The organism is Flavobacterium limicola (assembly GCF_003634755.1).
GTDB classification, from domain to species: Bacteria; Bacteroidota; Bacteroidia; order Flavobacteriales; family Flavobacteriaceae; genus Flavobacterium; species Flavobacterium limicola.
The window spans coordinates 183,406-202,576 of the sequence record NZ_RBXA01000001.1 but is presented as its reverse complement, the minus strand read 5'-3'; the positions used below and the strand labels follow the sequence as shown (position 1 = coordinate 202,576).

Genomic DNA, 19,171 nt, shown 5'->3' with positions numbered 1-19,171 from the left:
CGTAAACGGAAATCTATTGTATCTTTGCCACCGCAATAACGCAGAGGTTTGGTAGTTCAGTTGGTTAGAATACATGCCTGTCACGCATGGGGTCGCGGGTTCGAGTCCCGTCCAGACCGCAATATTGGGGAAAGCCTTTCGTAACGGAAAGGCTTTTTTGCCCCATAAGGTTTTTAACGTTAGTTGTGTTGTTTGCTACGAATTTGTAACTCGTAGCGGGTTTAGTAGTTAGACCAATGAAAAGCTTTCCACTTTTGTGGATAGCTTTTTTGATTTAAAAAGAAGCAGGTTTGGTAGTTCAGTTGTTTAGAATACATGCCTGTCATCTCGTTTTTTTGTGATGAGACGGGTTCGATTTCAGAATTAGAATGTTATAGATTAAAAAACTGGTTTGGTAGTTCAGTTGGTTAGAATACATGCCTGTCACGCATGGGGTCGCGGGTTCGAGTCCCGTCCAGACCGCCAGTAATAAAAAGCTTTTCTATTAAGAAAAGCTTTTTTTGTTTTTGTAAAATTCAAATAGTAATCGATATGTATTTTGTTTACATCATAAAAAATCATCAAGGATTATTTTACAAAGGATTTACTCAAAATCTTGATAAGCGTATTTTTGAGCACAATAATGATTTGAGCCGATATACTTCTGGAAAAAGTCTATGGATTTTGGTGTATTTCAAAGAATTTGAAACCAAAACGGAAGCATTAAAAGAAGAATTACGATTAAAAAAACTTAATGTTGCTTCGATAGAAAGGTTAGTAAGCAGTTTTCAAGTTGAATAGAACACATGCTATGTCATCTAGTCTTTTGGGACGAGACGGGTTCAAGTCCTCTCGTTCCAAAAAAGAGACCAGTAATAAAAAAGCTTTTCTTAATAGAAAAGCTTTTTTTGTTTTTGTACGTTTATAAATTAAAATAACTCGGATTTATACTTCCATACAATCCACACAAACAATCCTAAATACATTACGCAAATCACAAATTTCATAAAGCTGGGGGCCAGAAACCCTACAAAGGAACCTGCAGCCGCTTTCAAAGCTCTGTTGTGGTCTTTAAAATCATAAATAAGTTCACCTATCAGTGCGCCAAGAAACGGTCCAATAAGGAAACCAAATGGTATTGGAGCGAGAATACCTATAACCAAACCTATGTTTGTTCCCCAAATACCATACGAGCTACCGCCAAATCTCTTGGTTCCTTTGGCCGGAATTACGTAATCCAAAACGGAAATAATAACCGTAATCAACAAAGCAATTCCTAAAATCCAATAATTTGCCGGAACAGCATTTGTAAAATAAAGAAGTGCAAGCCCAACCCAACTCACACTTGGCCCTGGTAAAACCGGTAAAAAACTGCCAATTAAGCCTATAATAATGCACGCGAAACCTAGAATTAAAAGTAAGATATCCATAAATTTATTTTTAGTAATTTTGAAAACACAAAAGCAACCTGTATTTAGCTAATGAACAGAATTAAATTGATACAATTATTTTCAGCAACGCTCTTCTTCACGCTTTCTTTTTGGTCAGTAAACGCTCAAGAGAAAACTGTAACCGGAAATGATATGCTTTTGAAAGAGACCATTTACAACGAAAACAGAGTAAAAGTATTGAATTTTTCCTTGAAAGAGTTTGATGCGCTTTTTTTTGAGTTTTTTGATAAAAAATCAGAACCAAATTTAGTATTGACAAAGGAGGAATTCTATAGTTACACGATTCAAATTGCTGTTTTTTCAGATCGATTGGCGGCTCTGTATCCAGATCAAAAAGAAATTGCTGCCGAAAACAAAAAGAAATGGTTTACTGAAAACTACGAAGATTATTTGCTTTCGAAAGCATCTCAAAAGAAATAATTGTATTTTTATAGAATATTAGTCCAATTCAAAAACAAAACCTTGAAGCAGTATTACCTCTTTTTAGTATTTATATTTTTTAATTCTTGTCAATACTTTGACAAACAAATCCCTTCGGAAAAGGAATTGTTACAAAAGGAACTGAAATCCATCAACTGGAAAGAAGTCGATGAATACCCATCGGTAGTAGATTGTGAAAAAATTGATAATAAAGCCCAACGCCAACAGTGTTTTTTTGAGGTTTTAACCCAGTTGATTCAAGAGAAGTTAAGCGTTGATACACTTTCTATTCTCTACCCTGAATTGGATACGATTGAAGTAAAGGTTACTGTTTTTCCAAATGCAACCCTGCAATTTGAGCCTCAATTTCCAAAAGACTCCGTAACCTACGATAAAATCAAAATTGACAGTATTCTTAAAGCCCGTTTGGTTGATTTTCCAAAAATAAATCCAGCCATCAAACGCGGAATTCCCGTAAAAACGCAATTTATTCTTCCGGTTATTCTCAAAGTGGAGTAGATTTTTTTGGAGTTGCTTCCAGCTGTTCACTGTATCTTTTTCTTTTTAAACAAAAAAAGAAAAAGGATGCCGTTTCCATCTGGGCTAGGGTTTTAGTGCAAATTAGAATTTTCGGCCTTTCCATTCGTATTTTCCAAATAATGAATACAAAGCCACGCTCACACTAAAAAAGGGATACAACAAATTGCTCAAAATCAAATACTGTATTTTGGTCTTGGTTAAAAAATAATTGGCTTTGTAAATCAAGACGGTATCAACAAGAAATTTTAAAAGGAATAGCAAAACTATATTTTGAAACGGAATAACGCCCAACACCCAACATCCAACACTTACAATCAAAACCAAATTTCCCGCAAAAACTAACACCCCCAATCCTTTTCCGAAAGTACTTTGATACGAACTGGTTTTAGATGCCCAGCGAACGCGCTGATAGAATAATGATTTCCAATCATCCAATGTTTTTGTGGTGACAATATTATTTTGAGATTTTAGATAATGCACTTTTTCAGGGGATTTCGCAATCGCTTTTTGTAACAGGAAAACATCATCGCCACTGGCAATTGAATCGTTTCCATTGAAACCGTTTAGCTTTTTAAAAAATGATTTGGTATACGCAAAGTTGGCGCCATTGCACATAAACCCTTTGTTGATGCCAAAACTCCCAATGGTTGCTCCTTGTAAACTCGCCAAATCCAATTGCTGAAAATGATGCAGAAATGAATTGCCGCAATCATAAGTTACCGCGCTGGCTATCATCGAAACATCGTGAAGCTGAATGTAATTGTCTAATGTAAATAACCAGTTTTCATTGACTACACAATCGGCATCTGTAGTAATAATCCAGTCCGTAGTCACAATTTGCATCGCAGTTACGATGGCGTCTTTCTTCGGTGAATTGGAAACTCGAATGTTCTTTATGATTGAGACTTTGAACTTTAAATCTTGAACTTCAAATGATTCTTTAGATTCATCGTCGACCAAAATCACTTCGAACAATTCCATCGGATAATTCAACTTTGATAAACTTGCTAGTAAAATAGGCAGATTTTCGGCTTCATTCCGGAAAGGAACAATAATGGAGAATTTTGTTTTTGGCGTTAAGCCGGTATATTCAATTGTATTCACTTTGGTAAAACCATAAATCAGTACAATTATCGCCAAACAATACATGAAGATTATGATGTATAAAACAATGGTAATCATCATCTTTTATTGCGTTTTGTCTCCTTCTACTTTGGAGAGAATTTTAAAATTCAATACATAATAAGTGCCAATCATCACCGGTAAAACCACATTCAAAAACCACATTAAAGTCGAAATGAAAATCACAATCCATTCGTTAACGCCTAAAATCCCAAAGAAATAAACGGCGACACTTCCCTTTACGGCAAAGTCTAAAAACTGAAAAGTAGGCAAGGAGGAAGCTAAAAAGTAAACAGACGAAATGGTCGCAATCAAGGTGAAATAAGGTAAATCAACATCAAAAGCAAGAAATAAAAAGTAGTATTGGTGTGAGAAAACCATATAGCGGCAAATGCCTAAAAAAATATTTTTTTGATGAATATGTTTTGGGATTTCATTAATCTTATGGATCAGTTTTTCGATAGAGTAGCCTTTGATAGTAATTTTTTTGACGGAAAATAAAACAATGAAAAGCAGTAGGAGCATTCCAAAAAGCAGCGCTACCGTTTTTGTGGTAATCACATTGTACTGCGCATTGAAATACAACAACCCAAAAATTCCAAAAATAACGGTCAATATCATTTGGATTCCGTTGCAAATCAGGTTCAAGAAAATCACTTTTTTAGTGTTTGATTTGTCAAAAAACAACGCTTTTCCGGCATATTCTCCCACGCCGTTTGGCGTAAAAAGACCTGCAGTCAATGCGCCAAGAACTTGTTTGGTTGCTTCTCCCAAAGAGATTTTATGGATAAAATCGACTAAGTTTTGCCATTTCAATATTTCAAAAAAACGATTCAAAACACTCAATAACAAAATAAACGCGATTCCGCCAATGGATTGATTTTTTTGAAATAAAACAATGAATTTTTGCCAATCTAGTTTGTCGTTATTGGCCAATTGATTGTAAATAAAATAAAACGCACCACCCACAATCAAAAGTTTGATTAGAAGTACGAGGAATTGCTTAGTTTTGTGTGGAATTGTAATCATTACTGCAAAATAACAAATTAAAATTGGCAAACGAACGCATCATATTAGGAATTGACCCAGGAACAACGATTATGGGTTTTGGATTGATAAAAATTGTCAATAAAAAAATGGAATTTTTGCAATTGAATGAACTGCAATTGTCCAAATACGACAATCATTATCAAAAACTAAAAATCATTTTTGAGCGTACGATTGAGCTAATCGATACACACAATCCAGATGAAATTGCAATCGAAGCGCCTTTCTTTGGTAAAAACGTGCAGTCTATGCTAAAGTTGGGACGCGCACAAGGCGTTGCCATGGCTGCGGGACTTTCGAGGGATATTCCGATTACTGAATACGAACCCAAGAAAATAAAAATGGCAATTACCGGAAATGGAAACGCTAGTAAAGAGCAAGTTGCCAAAATGCTTCAGCAGCTTTTAGGATTGAAAGAATTACCTAAAAACCTAGATTCAACTGATGGATTGGCAGCCGCTGTTTGTCATTTTTTCAATTCTGGAAAAGTGGTTGGAGAAAAAAGTTATACCGGCTGGGATGCTTTTGTAAAACAAAACGAAGAACGAGTTAAGAAATAGTTTTCAGTCGCAGTTTTCAGTCTCAGCAACTGGAAACTGCGACTGCGACTGAACACTAATAAATGAGCGGAATCTACATCCATATCCCTTTTTGCAAGCAGGCTTGTCATTACTGCGACTTCCATTTTTCGACTTCAATGAAGAAGAAAGAGGAAATGGTTTTGGCTATTGCCAAAGAAATTCATATGCGTAAAAGCGAGTTCGAAAAGGAACAAGTTGAAACCATTTATTTTGGGGGAGGAACGCCAAGTGTTTTAACATCCGAAGAAATCAACTTCCTGATCGCTGAAGTGTACAGCAATTATAAAGTTGCAGAAAATCCTGAAATTACACTCGAAGCAAACCCAGATGACTTGTCCGAAGAGCGAATAATTGAATTGTCTAAAAGTAAAATCAACCGGTTAAGCATTGGGATTCAGTCTTTCTTTGAAGATGATTTGCAACTGATGAATCGGGCGCATAATTCGGCGGAAGCCAAAAAGTGCCTTGAAGTTGCTACTCAATATTTCGATAACATTTCTCTTGACCTGATTTACGGAATTCCGGGAATGAGCAACGAGAAGTGGAAACAAAATATAGAAAATGCTTTGTCTTTTGGGATTCCACATATTTCGAGTTATGCCTTGACCGTAGAGCCAAAAACGGCTTTGAATAAACTCATCCAAACAGGAAAAATTGCCGCGCCAAAAGATGAAGTTGCCCAAGAGCATTTTGCTATTTTGGTTGAAATGCTCGAAGCCAATGCTTTTGTCCATTATGAATTGTCAAATTTCGGGAAAGAAAATTTTTTTTCTAAAAATAATTCGGCGTATTGGCTGGGAAAAAAATACATTGGTATCGGACCTTCCGCACACAGTTATGATGGTGTTTCCAGAAGTTGGAATATTGCAAATAATTCACTGTATTTAAAATCGATTCAGGAAGATAGATTGCCCAACGAAATTGAAATTCTTTCGACAGCTGACCGATACAACGAATATATTATGACAGGATTGCGCACTATCTGGGGCGTTTCTTTGGATAGAATTGAAAACGAATTTGGAAGCGAATATTTAAGATATTTGAACAAACAAGCCCAGAAATTCCTTGATGATGATTTAGTTTTTATCGAAAATAACATTCTAAAACCGACTCCAAAAGGAAAGTTTTTGACGGATGGAATTGCAAGTGATTTGTTTTACTTAAATTTGGAATAACATATAACCACTAAGAACACAAAGATGGCGCAAAGCCCACTGTGATTTTTGATCTTGGTGATAATCTTAGTGCCCTTTGTGGTTAAATAATTATGCTAGCAATTATAGATAATGAATATCAAGTCAATCTATCAAATCCAATTGATATTTCGATTCCATTGACGAATACGGATGAAAACCCAATTGCTTGGTATATCGATAAACCGGTATTTGAACCTGTAGTTTTTGGGGATTGGATAGGCAAAGTTTCGGAAGGAAAATCTTCTACTAATTTCAATAATATTTTATTCAATCCACACGGGCATGGAACACATACGGAATGTCTGGGGCATATTACACGAGAATTTTACAGCATTAATCAGTCGTTGAAACAGTTTTTCTTTGTGGCTGAATTGATTTCGGTTGTGCCGGAACTGCAAGGAGAAGACTTGGTGATTACACTGGATAATATTTTGAATGCGCTTGAAGTGACACTGAAATTAGGTGTTCCAAAAGAAGCGCTAATCATTAGAACGCTACCTAATTTTAAAATAAAAAAATCTTTAAAATATTCGAATACCAATCCGCCATATCTTTCTGAGGAGGCTGCGCGTTTCATTCGCGAAAGCGGTATTCAGCATTTATTGATTGATTTGCCAAGTGTCGATAAAGAAAAAGATGATGGAAAATTATTGGCTCATAAAGCTTTTTGGAATGTGAAAGATGTAAACAATTTGAATGCTGATGCACGATTGGATTGCACGATTACCGAAATGATTTTTGTGTCTGACGAAGTTAAAGACGGTGGCTATTTACTGAATTTACAAATCGCATCCTTTGAGAATGACGCGAGTCCGAGTAAACCGGTTTTGTATGCTATTTTAAATGATGAATGCAAATAATGTCAAAAAATGAATTTAGAAACGTACTATGAATATTGCTTGTCTAAAAAAGGAGTTACGGAACATTTCCCTTTTGATGAAGATACTTTAGTTTTTAAAGTAGGCGGAAAAATGTTTGCATTATCGTCTTTAAGTCAATGGGAGAAAGGGCAACCGTCAGTTAATTTGAAATGCGATCCAGAGCGTGCCGAGGAATTGCGAGCGGAATATGATGACATTCAACCGGGTTTTCACATGAGTAAAACCCATTGGAATACAATTGCTGTGAATGAATCGGTTTCGGATGCGCTTGTCAAAGAGTTGATAGATCATTCCTACGAATTGGTTTTCAAAAGTTTAACAAAAAGGATTCGCAGCGAGATTGAAGAGTCTTAAAGCATAGAGCCTATTTAACAGTGCGAAATTTATCTAGTGCTAGCTTTGTTCTAGTTTTTTTAGAGTATCCCCCCATTCTTTGAGTTTTTTTATCATTAATAGGAATCTAATAATTATCCAAAAAACAAAAAATGTTATTACAATTATTAAAGTAACAGAGTAAAATGAAACGAGTCCAAATCCAATAAAATAGAATAAAAGGCTAAATCCAACAACTATGATGGAGACTTTTTGATGGGTCAAGCCAGCAATTAGCAATAAATGGTGTAAATGGGATTTGTCAGCATTAAACGGGGAATTTCCTCTTTTGATTCTGCCCATGTAAACTCTTAAGGAATCTAGTACCGGAATAGAGAAAAAGGCAATAAGCAATAAAAAGCCATAGCTGTAAGTGGTATTTGAAATATTTGATTGTTTTTCCATGAGTTGAATTCCAAGAGTAATCAGAATAAAGCCTAAAAATAGAGAGCCTGCATCACCCATAAATATTTTTTTCGAGGATAAATTATACCTCAAAAAGCCGATTATTGCTCCAATGAAAATAATACTAATGAGTCCTAATGTTTTGTCCTTGAAATAGAATGAAGATATTAATAACATAGAAAAACCTAACAATGATAAACTTCCAACTAATCCATCGACACCATCCATTAAGTTAAAAGCATTTACCACACCCGTAATGACTATAATCGTTAGTAAATATTGTGCCCAAACTGCAATTTCATAAATACCAAACAACCCAAAAAGAGACGTTATTCTAATGGATGAAGAAGCAATTATAAAAGCTAGTAAGAGCTGAATTCCTAATTTGTATTTGGCTTTGACGTCCATTTTGTCATCAATGACTCCTACTATTAAAAGTACGAATGCTGATGTGAAAACGGTTAGATATTCCATAGCACTATTAAATAACAAAAATTGGGTACCTAATACTATAAATGTAACTATAGCTATAGCAATTCCTCCTATAAGCGGAACTGTATTTTGGTGTATTTTTCTGTAATTGGGTTTGTCAACAAGATTTAGTTGTACTGCTATTTTTTTTAAAAGTGGAATCAGAATTATGGTTAGTAAAAAAGATAATGTTCCTAAGATGGTAAACGTTATATTGGTTTTCATGGGTTTGTTGTATTAATGTGAAATAACTTGGAGTTATCTTTTTTCGTAAAATATATAATTATTATGCAGATGTGTTAATTGATTTTCTGCAATAAATGAGGAGTTTAGGGTTTTTAAATCAGAATGAATACTGTTTTTATTTTTAATAAGTAAAGCTTCCTGTATCAATAATCCGTATTGTTTTGCTATAGTTTTCCAGGTGTATCTTCGGTTGGCTATGGTTTTCATTTCATGCTTTAATAGGTTTTTTTGTGTTGTCGAAAGGGCATTTAATTGATATATCAATTCCTTAGCTGTAGAAAAATAAACAGCCTTATTTTCCGTTGTTGTAACATTATAGGAAACTTGGAAAGCAAGAATTGGCAGACCCAGATACATAGCCTCTACGAGTGAAGGGTTTGTTCCTCCTGCTGAATGTCCATGTATGTATAAGCTTGCATTTCCTCGAATTAAATCAATTTCTCTTTGGTTGTAAATAGGGTCTAGTAAAGTAATGTTTTCAATGTTAGAATAAGTTTTTTTTAAAAGTTTTCCATATTCGCTATTGGTCCAGTTACCTACGATTACGAGTGTCATTTGCTCCTGTATCTTGAAAGCTTCTAACACTAGATGGACATTGTTTTCGGGTTCAATCCGGCAAACTTTTACGGCATATTCAGTTCTCAAAAAAGAGTATTTCTCAAAATCCTGTTGTGTAGATTTTACTCTCATAGTATGATCGGCACCGTATTCAATAACCCGGCTTAAGGTTTCGTAGCGCAAGGCGGTGTAATCTTGTATGGATTCATTATCAGAAATATCTATGTGCGAGAATCGAACAGCTATTTTTTCGGCCCACCATAAGTATAATTTTGCCATTATGGACCATTTGTCTCTTTTCCATTCAATACCATCGATAGAAATGATAATTTTTTTGTTGGAAAATAATCGAATTAGCGGCAATATCCACGCGCCAGCCACTCCTAAAATAAGCAAAACATCCGATGTGAACACTGCATGAAGAATTGAAATTGTATCGTACGGAATACTTTGTACACCATTAGCATCTAATGGAACGTATTTTAGGTTGGCACCTTTGTAGGTTTTAATTTGTTCTTCTTTTTTATATCTTTTTTTTGAGCAATATATAGTGAAATTATATTGATCAGATAAATGGGTTACTAAGTGTTCTGCCAGCGTTTCAAATCCGCCATATTTTGCTGGTAAACCTACTGTGCCAATTATGGCTACTTTATTTTTTCTCATTTTAGTTGCATTTAATACCACTATGCCAATAATTATGCTATTTTGCTTAAGGTGTTTAAAACGTGTGTTTTATGTTTTTTTTAAACTTGTATAAACTTCCATATTTTGGAATGCATGTACTTAATTGGAAATAATTTTGGCAGACTCATTTTCAAAATAGTCTTCACTAAAGAACTGACTGTATGCTAAAGCATCTTTACTCATTAGGGCATATAAGTTTGAATCTGACAAAATCATATTTAGTTTTTTTGATATTAGGGAAATATTTTTGCTGTCAATTAAGTGTCCATTTTTTCCCTCAAAAACTAATTCTGTCACACCTCCTACGGGAGGGACTATGGTAGGTAGTCCATAAGCCATTGCTTCAAGAATAGTAAGTCCAAAAGTTTCTACCCACAAATTAGTATCAGATAAATTAAGAACTATACTAGCTTCTTTATAGAAATAATGGGTATTTTTTTGAGTGGGGTAAACAATTAAATTGCTCGGAATTGTTTCTTTCTTAAAATAATTATTAATTTCATTTTGAGTGGCATTTACCACTAGCTTAAAAGTAAAATTAGAATTTACTTGTGCTAATTTTAGAAACTCATTGACTCCTTTGTATCTTTTTAGCGAACAAATCATCAATACTGTTTTAGTTTTTTTTTCAGTATTAAAGTTCGAAAGGGATTGTTTGACAAAGCTGCTTTCCAATACATTATAGAGTATATTTTTTTTTATATTCAAAGGCTCTTGATTGGCAATGAAATTTGAAACATAAACAACTTCCGAAGCAGTTATTTTTACAATTTTAAAAAGAAATAGTTTTAAAATTTTTGGCTTCATTGTTGTTTCATGAATATGATAAATAACTTTACAACCTCTTAATTTACCCGCAATAGCCGCTCCAAAGGGAAGAACAGTGTTAATATAAACAATGTCGTTCTGTTGTAATTTGAATACTAATTGAACAAACAGTATGAGCTGACTGGTCATGAAAAAAAGAAGTCTTAAGTAAGAGTTTTTAGCTAAACGATACCAAAAAAAGTGGTTTTTTACTTGATCAATACCAGATAGAAAACCATCTCTCCCACTACAGGTATAGAGGTGTGTTTCTATTTTTCTTTTTGACCAGCCATTTAGTAATTGCATTAATACCTTAGGGCTTCCACTATAATCGTTCAATAAATGGATAGCTATTATTCTCATGGTTTCAATTGGTTATAAATAGTTCTTAAGTGATCCCCTCGACTGTTCCAAGTAAATCGTTCTTGGTATTTTTTTCTGGCATTGATACTCATTCGATCTAGTAAGTCTCGATTTGTATATAGTTCTTGAATAGCTGTTTTTAGTCCAATTACCGTCTCTAAATAATCTGATTCAGGAATCGCAAATCCACAGGAACTGTCGATATATTGTCCAGGGCCTTCGTTGTCTAAACAAATAATTGGCAGTCCAAAAGACAACGCTTCTGCCACTACCATGCCTGCTCCCTCATGCGAGGGGAATAGGAAAGCAGTTGATTTTTCATATAATTGCATCAACTTTGGTCGTTCGATCCATTCTATTATTTCTACGTATTGTGCTATATTGTTTTGAGCTATAATTTTTTCGTATAATAATTTTTCAGGACCTGATCCCACTAGAGTAAGTTTGCATCGTTGGCGTTCGGGAAGCGAAAGAGCATTTACAAAAGTAGCAAAAGAGTGCAAGGTCAAATCAAAACCTTTTAAAGTGACAAACCGACCAACGCTTATTAGATGAAAGTTTTCCTTTTTTGCAATTGCATCAGTATAAAAATCCTCAGAAGCTACCGAAGGATAAACAGAAAAGGGCTGGTTTTTTAGGTTTAAAATACTGGGTACACTATCATTCATACACCAAATATGATTGGCATTTTCAATGGTTTTGTTTAAGGAAGGCGACCATTTCCAAAAGAATTTTTTTATTAGCCAGGTTAGGCTGTCTTTTAATTTAAAACGAGTCGAAGCAAATTTCAAATATTGTTGCGGAATAATAGGATGATGTCCAACAGGTCCCCAAACCATTGGTTTTTCTAACTTGTACAAAAAGCTTGGTGTCCAATCGTTATGAAAATTGACATTGTGGACGATATCAAAATGTAGTTTTTTGTCTTTGATGAATTTGACAATTCCTCTTTGCCACATATAATAATACAGCATAGCACCACGGCCTCCTTTTTTCCAGAAGCGCATCCAGTACGGTAAATCATAGTAAAGGAAAGTAATGTTGTTATAAATTAAATCTGGATTTTGGATCATAAATTTTTCAATCGCTCCTTGGTTATTTTTTCTAGTGACGGCAAACACTTTATTGAATCGAGCAATTTGATAAACAAAATTCCATCCCATTCCGTCTTCGGAACCTTTATATGGATTTATAGCATAACAGGTAGCTACAATAGTTTTAGTTTTGTTACTCATGATTTCTATTTTTTAGAATTTTAGCAGGAACACCAGCTATTATGCTATTCTCCGGAAATGATTGGGTTACCACGCTGCCAGCAGCAATTATACATCCGTCTCCTATTTGAACTCCGTCCAGTACGGTTACCTTGCTTCCTATCCAGCAGTTTTTTCCAATTTTAATGCCTTTTCTGCTTACCCCTTGGTGTCTTATGGAGACATTCAAATCGTCATAATTATGATTTTCCGGATGGCAACTCCAGTATTGACCAACAATGCATTCATCGCCAATTTCAAGTCCTCCAGCACCTCCGAGGTACGCAAATTCTCCAATTCCAACGTTGTTTCCAATGGTGATCTTATTCCCAATATTATGAAGGGAAGTAGAAACTATTACCTGACTGTAAGCTCCAATACTTACATTATCCCCGAATTGAATACCATTTTTACTCAAGGCAGATAGGAATACTTGATTACCCAATCGAAGGAATTTCCCCCATTTTATTTTAGAAGTATTGAAAAAAGAAACACCTTTTCCTAGTAACATCCCTTTTGGATTTCGGAACAAAAAAAGTACTATGCAACCTCTTAGTAAGCTCCAAATCTGAATCCAAATGAATTGAATTAATGCGCTGGTATTCAGTGACTCATCAAATAAAAAATTAGGGTTTCTTAGATGGATAATCTTTAGAATTAGTTTTTTCATCGTTTAGATTGAATTAGGGTGCCTACTATTCGATTTAAGGTAGTTTCCAGTTCTATATTATTGATGGTTTGATAAATAGAAAAGTCACTTTTTGAGCTCAATGATTCGAACAATGAATGATAATCATGAGTTAGTTTTTCGATGGTTATTTTACTGAGTTCCTGCTTCCTTTTCAAAATGACATCTGCATCTGCAAAAAGGAAAAAATTAAACTTTGGTTTTAGTAAAAAACGATAACAAAACAAGGTTATATTTTTAGGCAATTCTATATTGCTACGTCGACTGTCATTTATAAAATCAAAATAGAAACGGTCATAAATTACCACATGACCACGAACGATATGTTTGAAATAGATAACAAACTGACCCAATATATAATCCGTATAATAATATGAAAACCGTAATAAGGAGGAAAGCAAGCTATTATTTTTTCCTAATCTGGGTAAACTTTCAATGGCGTCCTGATGTGCTTTCTCTTTACCTTTAGTCCAAACACTAAGTATGGGTAATATAGAAGGACGGTGGCGCAATACAATCACTTTTTTTCGCAGTTGTTTTTCGATTCTTAGCGCTATATTTTCTATGACTGTTGATTTTCCGGCACCATCTACGCCACTGAATGTGATAATGAAACCGTGATTTCTTGAGTTGTTTTTTATAGTGTCCCAAACGTATAATAGAGTATTTTTGATGAAATAGAAAGAGCTATTTTGTTTGTTACTTTTGATGAAATTCAAAAGATTAGCTGGATTTGTTCGTATCATCACATCTAAAACTTCAGTTGAATTTATAATATGATTTTGATTAGGCTTGTATTTTTCGGGAATTTTAGAGGCGTTCAGCATATAAAACAAAGCAACATAGCGTGCCGTATCCATATTCGAGGCATGAGACACACCATAAAGATTTCTTGAACTGTTGACTATGATTTTATTCAAGTCTAATATTTCTAGATTTCTAACCTTTAATTGTGTGATAAGATCCAAGGCCAACAATGATCCATCTTTTAGGAAAATAAGAATACTATTCATAAATGATTTTTTATTGGTGGTGATATTTAAAACTAAAGGATGATTTTTGATAAAATTGGTTAGCGCTATGCCTTCTTTTTTTGCTAATATCAAGTCTATGTCTGAATTTATATTTAAAGTTTCGGGGAAGCCATCATGCAATTTCAAAGCCGCATATTTTCGATTTTGTATACAATCAAAAACATCCATAATAAGTAATTCTCTTGCTGTTTTTTCTTCCGTTAAGAATTGATTTAAGCCTTCGTTCCAAGCGAGCAATAACCATTCTATTTGAATGTGCCACTTAGCTTGTGAAGCATAAACTTTTAAATAATACATAGAGTTAATCATCAAGTACCATTTTAGGTATTTATTTAACAGATCAATATCATTGTCAAAGAATGTTGTTGCAAATTCTCCTGAACAATTTTCTTTTATGCTTTCGTATATTTCTGACCAATTTTTGCGCTCCACCAGAACGCCGTTTTGAATTATATAGTGAAAATAATCAAAGGCTTTAGGTCTATTAAAATTAGCAAGCTCCCAATCATAAAGTGCGATACTTTCACCTACTTTATACATATTCCAAGGTGTGAAATCGCCATGCGAGAGCGATATCATAACGGTTTCATCCGGATTTGTTTTCTCTAAAAGCAGATTGATTTTCCGAGTCATATTTACCGGTATTCTAGCATCATTTAGACATTGAAAGTCGTTTTTCAGGGTGTTGAAAAGAGTCCATTTATGAACAGCAATTGTGGTACTTTTTACTAAACTTAGCGCTGACAAAATTTTGAGGTGGGCAGTAGTGATGGTTTTCGTTCTTTTGCCATGTTTTGACACATCCGTTACCTGAATGATGTCATTCGATATTTTAGTACATTGTGGTGTATTCAGATTTTGAATTAACCCATCTACTTCTTGTAATATTTCATACTCTTTTTGGATCAACCTTTGAGCAGATGGTGTGGTGGCAATTTTGTAGAAAGAGCTATTAGCATATAAGATAGCTTTTTTATTGGGGCCAGCTGTTCCTGTAAATAAAGCCCAATTATCCTCTGTGCGTATTAAAGGAGTACTTTCAAAAGGGACAAAAAAACGCTTTTTAGAGAAGATTAATTTTTGAAGTTTCAAATAAAATACGATTTGAATGGATATAGCAAAAATTTTAGACCTATAATTACTTACGGAATAGAATTTTAAGAACAAGGGATTGTTTAGCTTTTTCTCCCAAATCCATCTGGGTGTACCATCAGGATTTTTAATATAAAGTACATCCATGACTTTATCTGTGCTATTAATTTGGGTTATAGATAGGGGATGTCCAATGATTTTAAAAATGATTTCCATAATAGTAAATTTATATTTGAGACTATAGGAATATCATGCCAACAAATAAAAACCCCTGTTTTACAGGGGTTTGCTTGCTTTTTGCTTGCGAATTTTTTTTCCAAAATATGGAAAAATTATAATTTTTGGAAAGTTAAAGAACTAAATCAGATCTTCTTTTTCTTAAATGTAACTTTTGAAGACTTGTTAAATGTGGGTTGTTTTTGAAAGAAACTGAAAAAATAATCATTTGGTAAAATAAAATTCCATAATTACTTTCACCAAAAATTCCGAACTCAGTAAATGAATTAATCATTATGGGAATTAATATGCCTATTAACATCAATCGTGTTTCTTTATTCTCTGTTGTGAATGCTTTGAAAGTAAAAAACATTTGAAGCATGGCAATACATAAACCTACAAAACCTAAATTCATAAGCACTTGCATGAAAGTGTTATGCGTCATTTTACCAGGATATGTGTGCACACTTTGAAAAAACTCTTTATAATCAATTCTCATATAGCCAAAACCTAATAATGGTTCTCTTGGTAATCCTTCGGAAATTAGGGCTTGCCAAAAGGGTAGTCGTCCGGTTAAGGTCAATATTTCTTCCATTCTGGCTTTGTCACCTCCTTTTAGAATAATTTGATTGATAGCAAAGGGGATTACTAACAATACACAGCCCATGATAGCCATTTTTAAGCCTTGCTTTTTGGTTTGATTAATGTGGAAAAAGATGATTATTAAAACGCCAATAAGTGAGGAACGGGATCCCGTCATGAATAAAGCATAAAAGATTACTATAATTTTGATAATAGTCCACACTTTATTCTGTTTTCGGTACAAATCAAAAATCAAACAAGCAACACCCACACCGGCAAGCATTCCGAGTTCATTCGGGTTCATCATTACACCACCCAATCTTGCTTCTTCTCCTCCATTTGTCAATCGGAAAAAAGTGTCAGGATCAATCCACATTCCTACAACAAAAACTAACTGTAACACAAAAACTGTATTCCCTAAAAGATGGTACAAACGGATGCTGTGTCCCTCAAAAAACGCATCAAGTACTTTGATACTTTTTATGAAAAAAAAAGCAAATGTAAAACTTTGAAAAGTCATGAACCACTGCAGCGCACTAAAACCTGGGTTGGTACTCCACATAAAAGATAAAAAACCTAATCCCAAGTATGCTAAATAAAATAATGGGGAAAGCGTATTCTTATAGCTCATAGTGTTTACAGCCCCATAACGAATAATTTTATAATAGATTCCAATCGAAGACAACATCAAGCCCATACGGCCTACTACTTTTATTGCGCGAGTAATATTGATATTTTCACTCCAAGTAAAAAAACATGCTACCATCAATAGTAAAATGATAAACATGTAATTGTTTATTTTTTTTAAGAAATTTTCATGAATTGCAGTAACTGTTTCCATAACTAACGGTATAATTCAATGTTAAAGCGCGATATTAATTGTTTCCAATCGTAATTTTTTTCAATCATTTTTATAGCACTATTTTGCATTTGAAGAAAAGAATCTGAATTTTTCCAGCAAGAGTATATATCGCACATTGCGTTTTCTAGTAATTTGCTGCTTTGATTGTAAATTGTTATTCCTGCTTGGCAAGTAGTAATCAATTGGCCTATATTAGTTGCAGCAGTAACAATGCATGGTTTCCCAAAGCTTGCCGCCTCAATTACTGAAAGCGGTAATCCTTCATTGCGCGATGGGTGAACAAAGACATCCATTTTTTGAAGTAATTCTTTTTTTTCTGTTCCAAATTTACTCCCAAACAAAGTAACATTTGCGCTGTACATTTTGCCTTTTAGTTGCTGTTCCAAAATCATTTTTTCGGGACCCTCTCCAATGATCCAAAGTTTTGAGTCTGGGACTTTTTTTTGAAATTTTTGAAAAGCTTCCAATAAGGTATCTAGTCCTTTGGTATAAATATCTAACCGACCTATAAATCCGAAAATAATTTCAGGATTAATAGATTTTTCAAGTACAATGGGTGTGGTGTTTTCATAGCCGTATGGCAGTAAAATAGATTTCTTGTTTTTAAATATTCTTCTTAAACCCATAACTTCACTTTTTCCGATACAGTGAATTTTTGTCGAATTCTCAAGTAGTTTTTTTTCGAATAAGGAGAAATATATCCTTTTTCTCCACGTACTTCTTTGCATAGCTATTGTATTGTAAGCGCCGTGTGGTGTATAAACAAATGATATATTGTTTTTATGTAATAATTGTGAAAGTGTATAGAAAATAGGAATCCAACCACCATGAAAATGAAAAACAGCCTTATTTTTTTTATTTAAAATAGATTCTTTTAAGCGTTTTGGAATAACAAAAGGATTGGATTCTTTTAAGAATAATTCAGTTTTGTAATTACGATCACCATAATTAACCACTAAATCATTTGTAATTCCCCATACGGAAACTGTCTCTCCAAATTCAGTTTGTTTGCTCGCTAATTGATGTACCACTTTATTTACGCCATTCATTCTTTCCGGATTGGCTTTCCCAAGTACTATATGTATTATCTCCATAGTTGAAATTTATTTTTAGTCAATTGATTTTGCCAAAACAAAATCATAATGATTTGATTAATTATAAGTCCTGAAACTGCTCCGTAAAGACCAAAGCTGTTGAGTAGGAAATGAAAAGAGAGAAGCGAAGCAGTAAAAGAAAGCACATATCCATAGAAGAAAATTTTATTTAGCACTAATATTCTAATGGCAATCCTGATAGGATAACTCAGGAAAATAAAAAAATATAAAACTGAAATAATTCGGACTATATAACCATATGTATGATATTTTTGGCCACCAGCTAAAACAATAATTTCATTAGAAAATATAAAAAGTATGGATAATAAAACAGCAAAAAATGCAGCTCCGTACAAGGTAATGTTGAATAGGTATTTTTTTGCTTTGGCACTATTTTCATTATAAATTCCTGCCACTTTAGGTAAAAAATAGTTCTCAACGGTTTGTAATGCTACATTCAGGACACCAAAAAAGGACTGCACTAATCGCAAGGCTCCAAGGGCTTCAATGCCCAAATATATTCCGGATATCAGTACAAAGAAATTACTGGAACACCATTGTAAAATTGCTACACTTAGCAACCATTTGCCCTGATACAAATGACTATAAAAAAAGGAGCTCCAAGATTTGGGTAATTCGTAATTTTTAATAATAAAGTATATGCCAGGAAACGAAGTAACTAGGTTAGACAATCCAATAATCCAAAGCACATTTGATAATTGGATTGTTTTTGTTAATAAAAAAACGATAGCAATAAGTACTAAAAAAATGAAATCCATTGCAAAAACACTTTTTACCTTGTTAATGCCTAAAAACAACTTTCTAAAAAAGTCGTTTATTATAAATCCTATTAAGAAACAGGCAATAGAATAGATGTTTACACGATATTCGTTCGTTTTTGTTAAAAAAAGTACTCCAAATTGAATTAAAATAAAAATCAATATTGACAATACAAACAAACTCAGCATTAGAAAGACCTGATATTGTTTTTTTTTAATAATTTTAGAGATAGAAACCTGAAAAGGCTGAATCAATAAAGCATTTGTAATGCTCATCACTAAATAACTCACCAGAACAATAGAAGAAAATGTGCCGAAATCTCTATTGTCTAATTTTTGAGCTAAGAACAGAGTCAATATAAAAGTAGTACCGCTACTGATAGCCTGATCAATTACAACCATTAGAGAGGCAGATGAAGCTATTTTTTTAATGATATACATGGAT

At 33.8% G+C, this 19,171-nt stretch carries 19 protein-coding genes and 2 tRNA genes; 9 read left to right on the top strand and 12 right to left on the bottom strand.

The features are described 5' to 3' along the window. Window positions 1-45 precede the first annotated feature (45 nt). The 3 genes from BC952_RS00870 (at window position 46) to BC952_RS00860 (ending at window position 780) form a co-directional block, all read left to right on the top strand. A tRNA-Asp gene (locus BC952_RS00870) sits at window positions 46-119 on the top strand. 269 nt (window positions 120-388) lie between these two features. Beyond that, window positions 389-465, top strand: a tRNA-Asp gene (locus BC952_RS00865). Between the two features lie 66 nt (window positions 466-531). Beyond that, complete coding sequence (locus tag BC952_RS00860) at window positions 532-780, top strand: GIY-YIG nuclease family protein (RefSeq protein WP_167445659.1); 249 nt, start codon at window positions 532-534, stop codon at window positions 778-780. A gap of 128 nt (window positions 781-908) precedes the next feature. Here BC952_RS00860 and BC952_RS00855 read toward each other — a convergent pair whose 3' ends face one another. Continuing rightward, window positions 909-1,409, bottom strand: a complete 501-nt coding sequence (locus tag BC952_RS00855) for a DUF456 domain-containing protein (protein ID WP_121363855.1) — start codon at window positions 1,407-1,409, stop codon at window positions 909-911. Window positions 1,410-1,460: 51 nt separating this feature from the next. Here BC952_RS00855 and BC952_RS00850 point away from each other — a divergent pair, with 51 nt between their 5' ends. Both BC952_RS00850 and BC952_RS14785 read left to right on the top strand, forming a co-directional pair. Further along, on the top strand, window positions 1,461-1,850 hold the full coding sequence (locus tag BC952_RS00850; protein ID WP_121363854.1) for a hypothetical protein: 390 nt from the start codon (window positions 1,461-1,463) through the stop codon (window positions 1,848-1,850). 42 nt (window positions 1,851-1,892) lie between these two features. Beyond that, window positions 1,893-2,369: a hypothetical protein gene (locus tag BC952_RS14785; RefSeq protein WP_167445657.1), complete on the top strand. Its 477-nt coding sequence runs from the start codon at window positions 1,893-1,895 to the stop codon at window positions 2,367-2,369. Window positions 2,370-2,471: 102 nt separating this feature from the next. On the opposite strand, the gene BC952_RS00840 is transcribed toward BC952_RS14785, so the two are convergent. Next, window positions 2,472-3,569: a glycosyltransferase family 2 protein gene (locus BC952_RS00840; RefSeq protein ID WP_425269341.1), complete on the bottom strand. Its 1,098-nt coding sequence runs from the start codon at window positions 3,567-3,569 to the stop codon at window positions 2,472-2,474. 9 nt (window positions 3,570-3,578) lie between these two features. Next, window positions 3,579-4,541 carry a lysylphosphatidylglycerol synthase domain-containing protein gene (locus BC952_RS00835; RefSeq protein ID WP_121363853.1) on the bottom strand — a complete coding sequence of 321 codons (963 nt, stop codon included), beginning with the start codon at window positions 4,539-4,541 and terminating at the stop codon, window positions 3,579-3,581. A 23-nt stretch (window positions 4,542-4,564) separates the two neighbouring features. Here BC952_RS00835 and ruvC point away from each other — a divergent pair, with 23 nt between their 5' ends. From ruvC to BC952_RS00815, 4 genes are all read left to right on the top strand, one after another. Further along, window positions 4,565-5,119 (top strand): crossover junction endodeoxyribonuclease RuvC, encoded by a 555-nt coding sequence (gene ruvC / locus BC952_RS00830; RefSeq protein WP_073205242.1) that lies wholly within the window; start codon window positions 4,565-4,567, stop codon window positions 5,117-5,119. Between the two features lie 62 nt (window positions 5,120-5,181). Next, window positions 5,182-6,315 (top strand): radical SAM family heme chaperone HemW, encoded by a 1,134-nt coding sequence (hemW, locus tag BC952_RS00825; protein WP_121363852.1) that lies wholly within the window; start codon window positions 5,182-5,184, stop codon window positions 6,313-6,315. Between the two features lie 92 nt (window positions 6,316-6,407). Beyond that, the gene (locus BC952_RS00820) at window positions 6,408-7,196 is read left to right on the top strand and encodes a cyclase family protein (RefSeq protein WP_121363851.1); all 789 of its coding nucleotides are present in this window, start codon (window positions 6,408-6,410) and stop codon (window positions 7,194-7,196) included. Between the two features lie 9 nt (window positions 7,197-7,205). Then, a complete protein-coding gene (locus BC952_RS00815) occupies window positions 7,206-7,571 on the top strand; it encodes an MmcQ/YjbR family DNA-binding protein (protein ID WP_121363850.1) in 366 nt (121 codons plus the stop codon). A 39-nt stretch (window positions 7,572-7,610) separates the two neighbouring features. Here the strand turns inward: BC952_RS00815 and BC952_RS00810 are convergent, their stop codons facing one another. The 9 genes from BC952_RS00810 to BC952_RS00770 all read right to left on the bottom strand — a co-directional run bounded on the left by BC952_RS00810 (window position 7,611) and on the right by BC952_RS00770 (window position 19,167). Further along, window positions 7,611-8,690 (bottom strand): glycosyltransferase family 4 protein, encoded by a 1,080-nt coding sequence (locus BC952_RS00810; protein ID WP_121363849.1) that lies wholly within the window; start codon window positions 8,688-8,690, stop codon window positions 7,611-7,613. Between the two features lie 33 nt (window positions 8,691-8,723). Next, window positions 8,724-9,935 (bottom strand): DUF1972 domain-containing protein, encoded by a 1,212-nt coding sequence (locus BC952_RS00805; protein WP_121364893.1) that lies wholly within the window; start codon window positions 9,933-9,935, stop codon window positions 8,724-8,726. Window positions 9,936-10,055: 120 nt separating this feature from the next. Then, a complete protein-coding gene (locus tag BC952_RS00800) occupies window positions 10,056-11,126 on the bottom strand; it encodes a glycosyltransferase family 4 protein (RefSeq protein WP_121363848.1) in 1,071 nt (356 codons plus the stop codon). Beyond that, complete coding sequence (locus tag BC952_RS00795) at window positions 11,123-12,361, bottom strand: glycosyltransferase family 4 protein (RefSeq protein ID WP_121363847.1); 1,239 nt, start codon at window positions 12,359-12,361, stop codon at window positions 11,123-11,125. The genes BC952_RS00800 and BC952_RS00795 overlap by 4 nt, the downstream gene beginning before the upstream one ends. Then, complete coding sequence (locus BC952_RS00790; protein ID WP_121363846.1) at window positions 12,354-13,049, bottom strand: acyltransferase; 696 nt, start codon at window positions 13,047-13,049, stop codon at window positions 12,354-12,356. Before BC952_RS00790 ends, BC952_RS00795 begins: the two co-directional genes overlap by 8 nt. Beyond that, window positions 13,046-15,409: a nucleoside/nucleotide kinase family protein gene (locus BC952_RS00785; protein WP_121363845.1), complete on the bottom strand. Its 2,364-nt coding sequence runs from the start codon at window positions 15,407-15,409 to the stop codon at window positions 13,046-13,048. Before BC952_RS00785 ends, BC952_RS00790 begins: the two co-directional genes overlap by 4 nt. Window positions 15,410-15,542: 133 nt before the next feature. Continuing rightward, window positions 15,543-16,832, bottom strand: coding sequence for an O-antigen ligase family protein (locus BC952_RS00780; protein ID WP_121363844.1), 1,290 nt, complete (start codon window positions 16,830-16,832; stop codon window positions 15,543-15,545). 2 nt (window positions 16,833-16,834) lie between these two features. After that, on the bottom strand, window positions 16,835-17,947 hold the full coding sequence (locus tag BC952_RS00775) for a glycosyltransferase family 4 protein (RefSeq protein ID WP_121363843.1): 1,113 nt from the start codon (window positions 17,945-17,947) through the stop codon (window positions 16,835-16,837). After that, window positions 17,938-19,167: a lipopolysaccharide biosynthesis protein gene (locus BC952_RS00770; protein ID WP_121363842.1), complete on the bottom strand. Its 1,230-nt coding sequence runs from the start codon at window positions 19,165-19,167 to the stop codon at window positions 17,938-17,940. Before BC952_RS00770 ends, BC952_RS00775 begins: the two co-directional genes overlap by 10 nt. Between the last annotated feature and the right edge of the window lie 4 nt (window positions 19,168-19,171).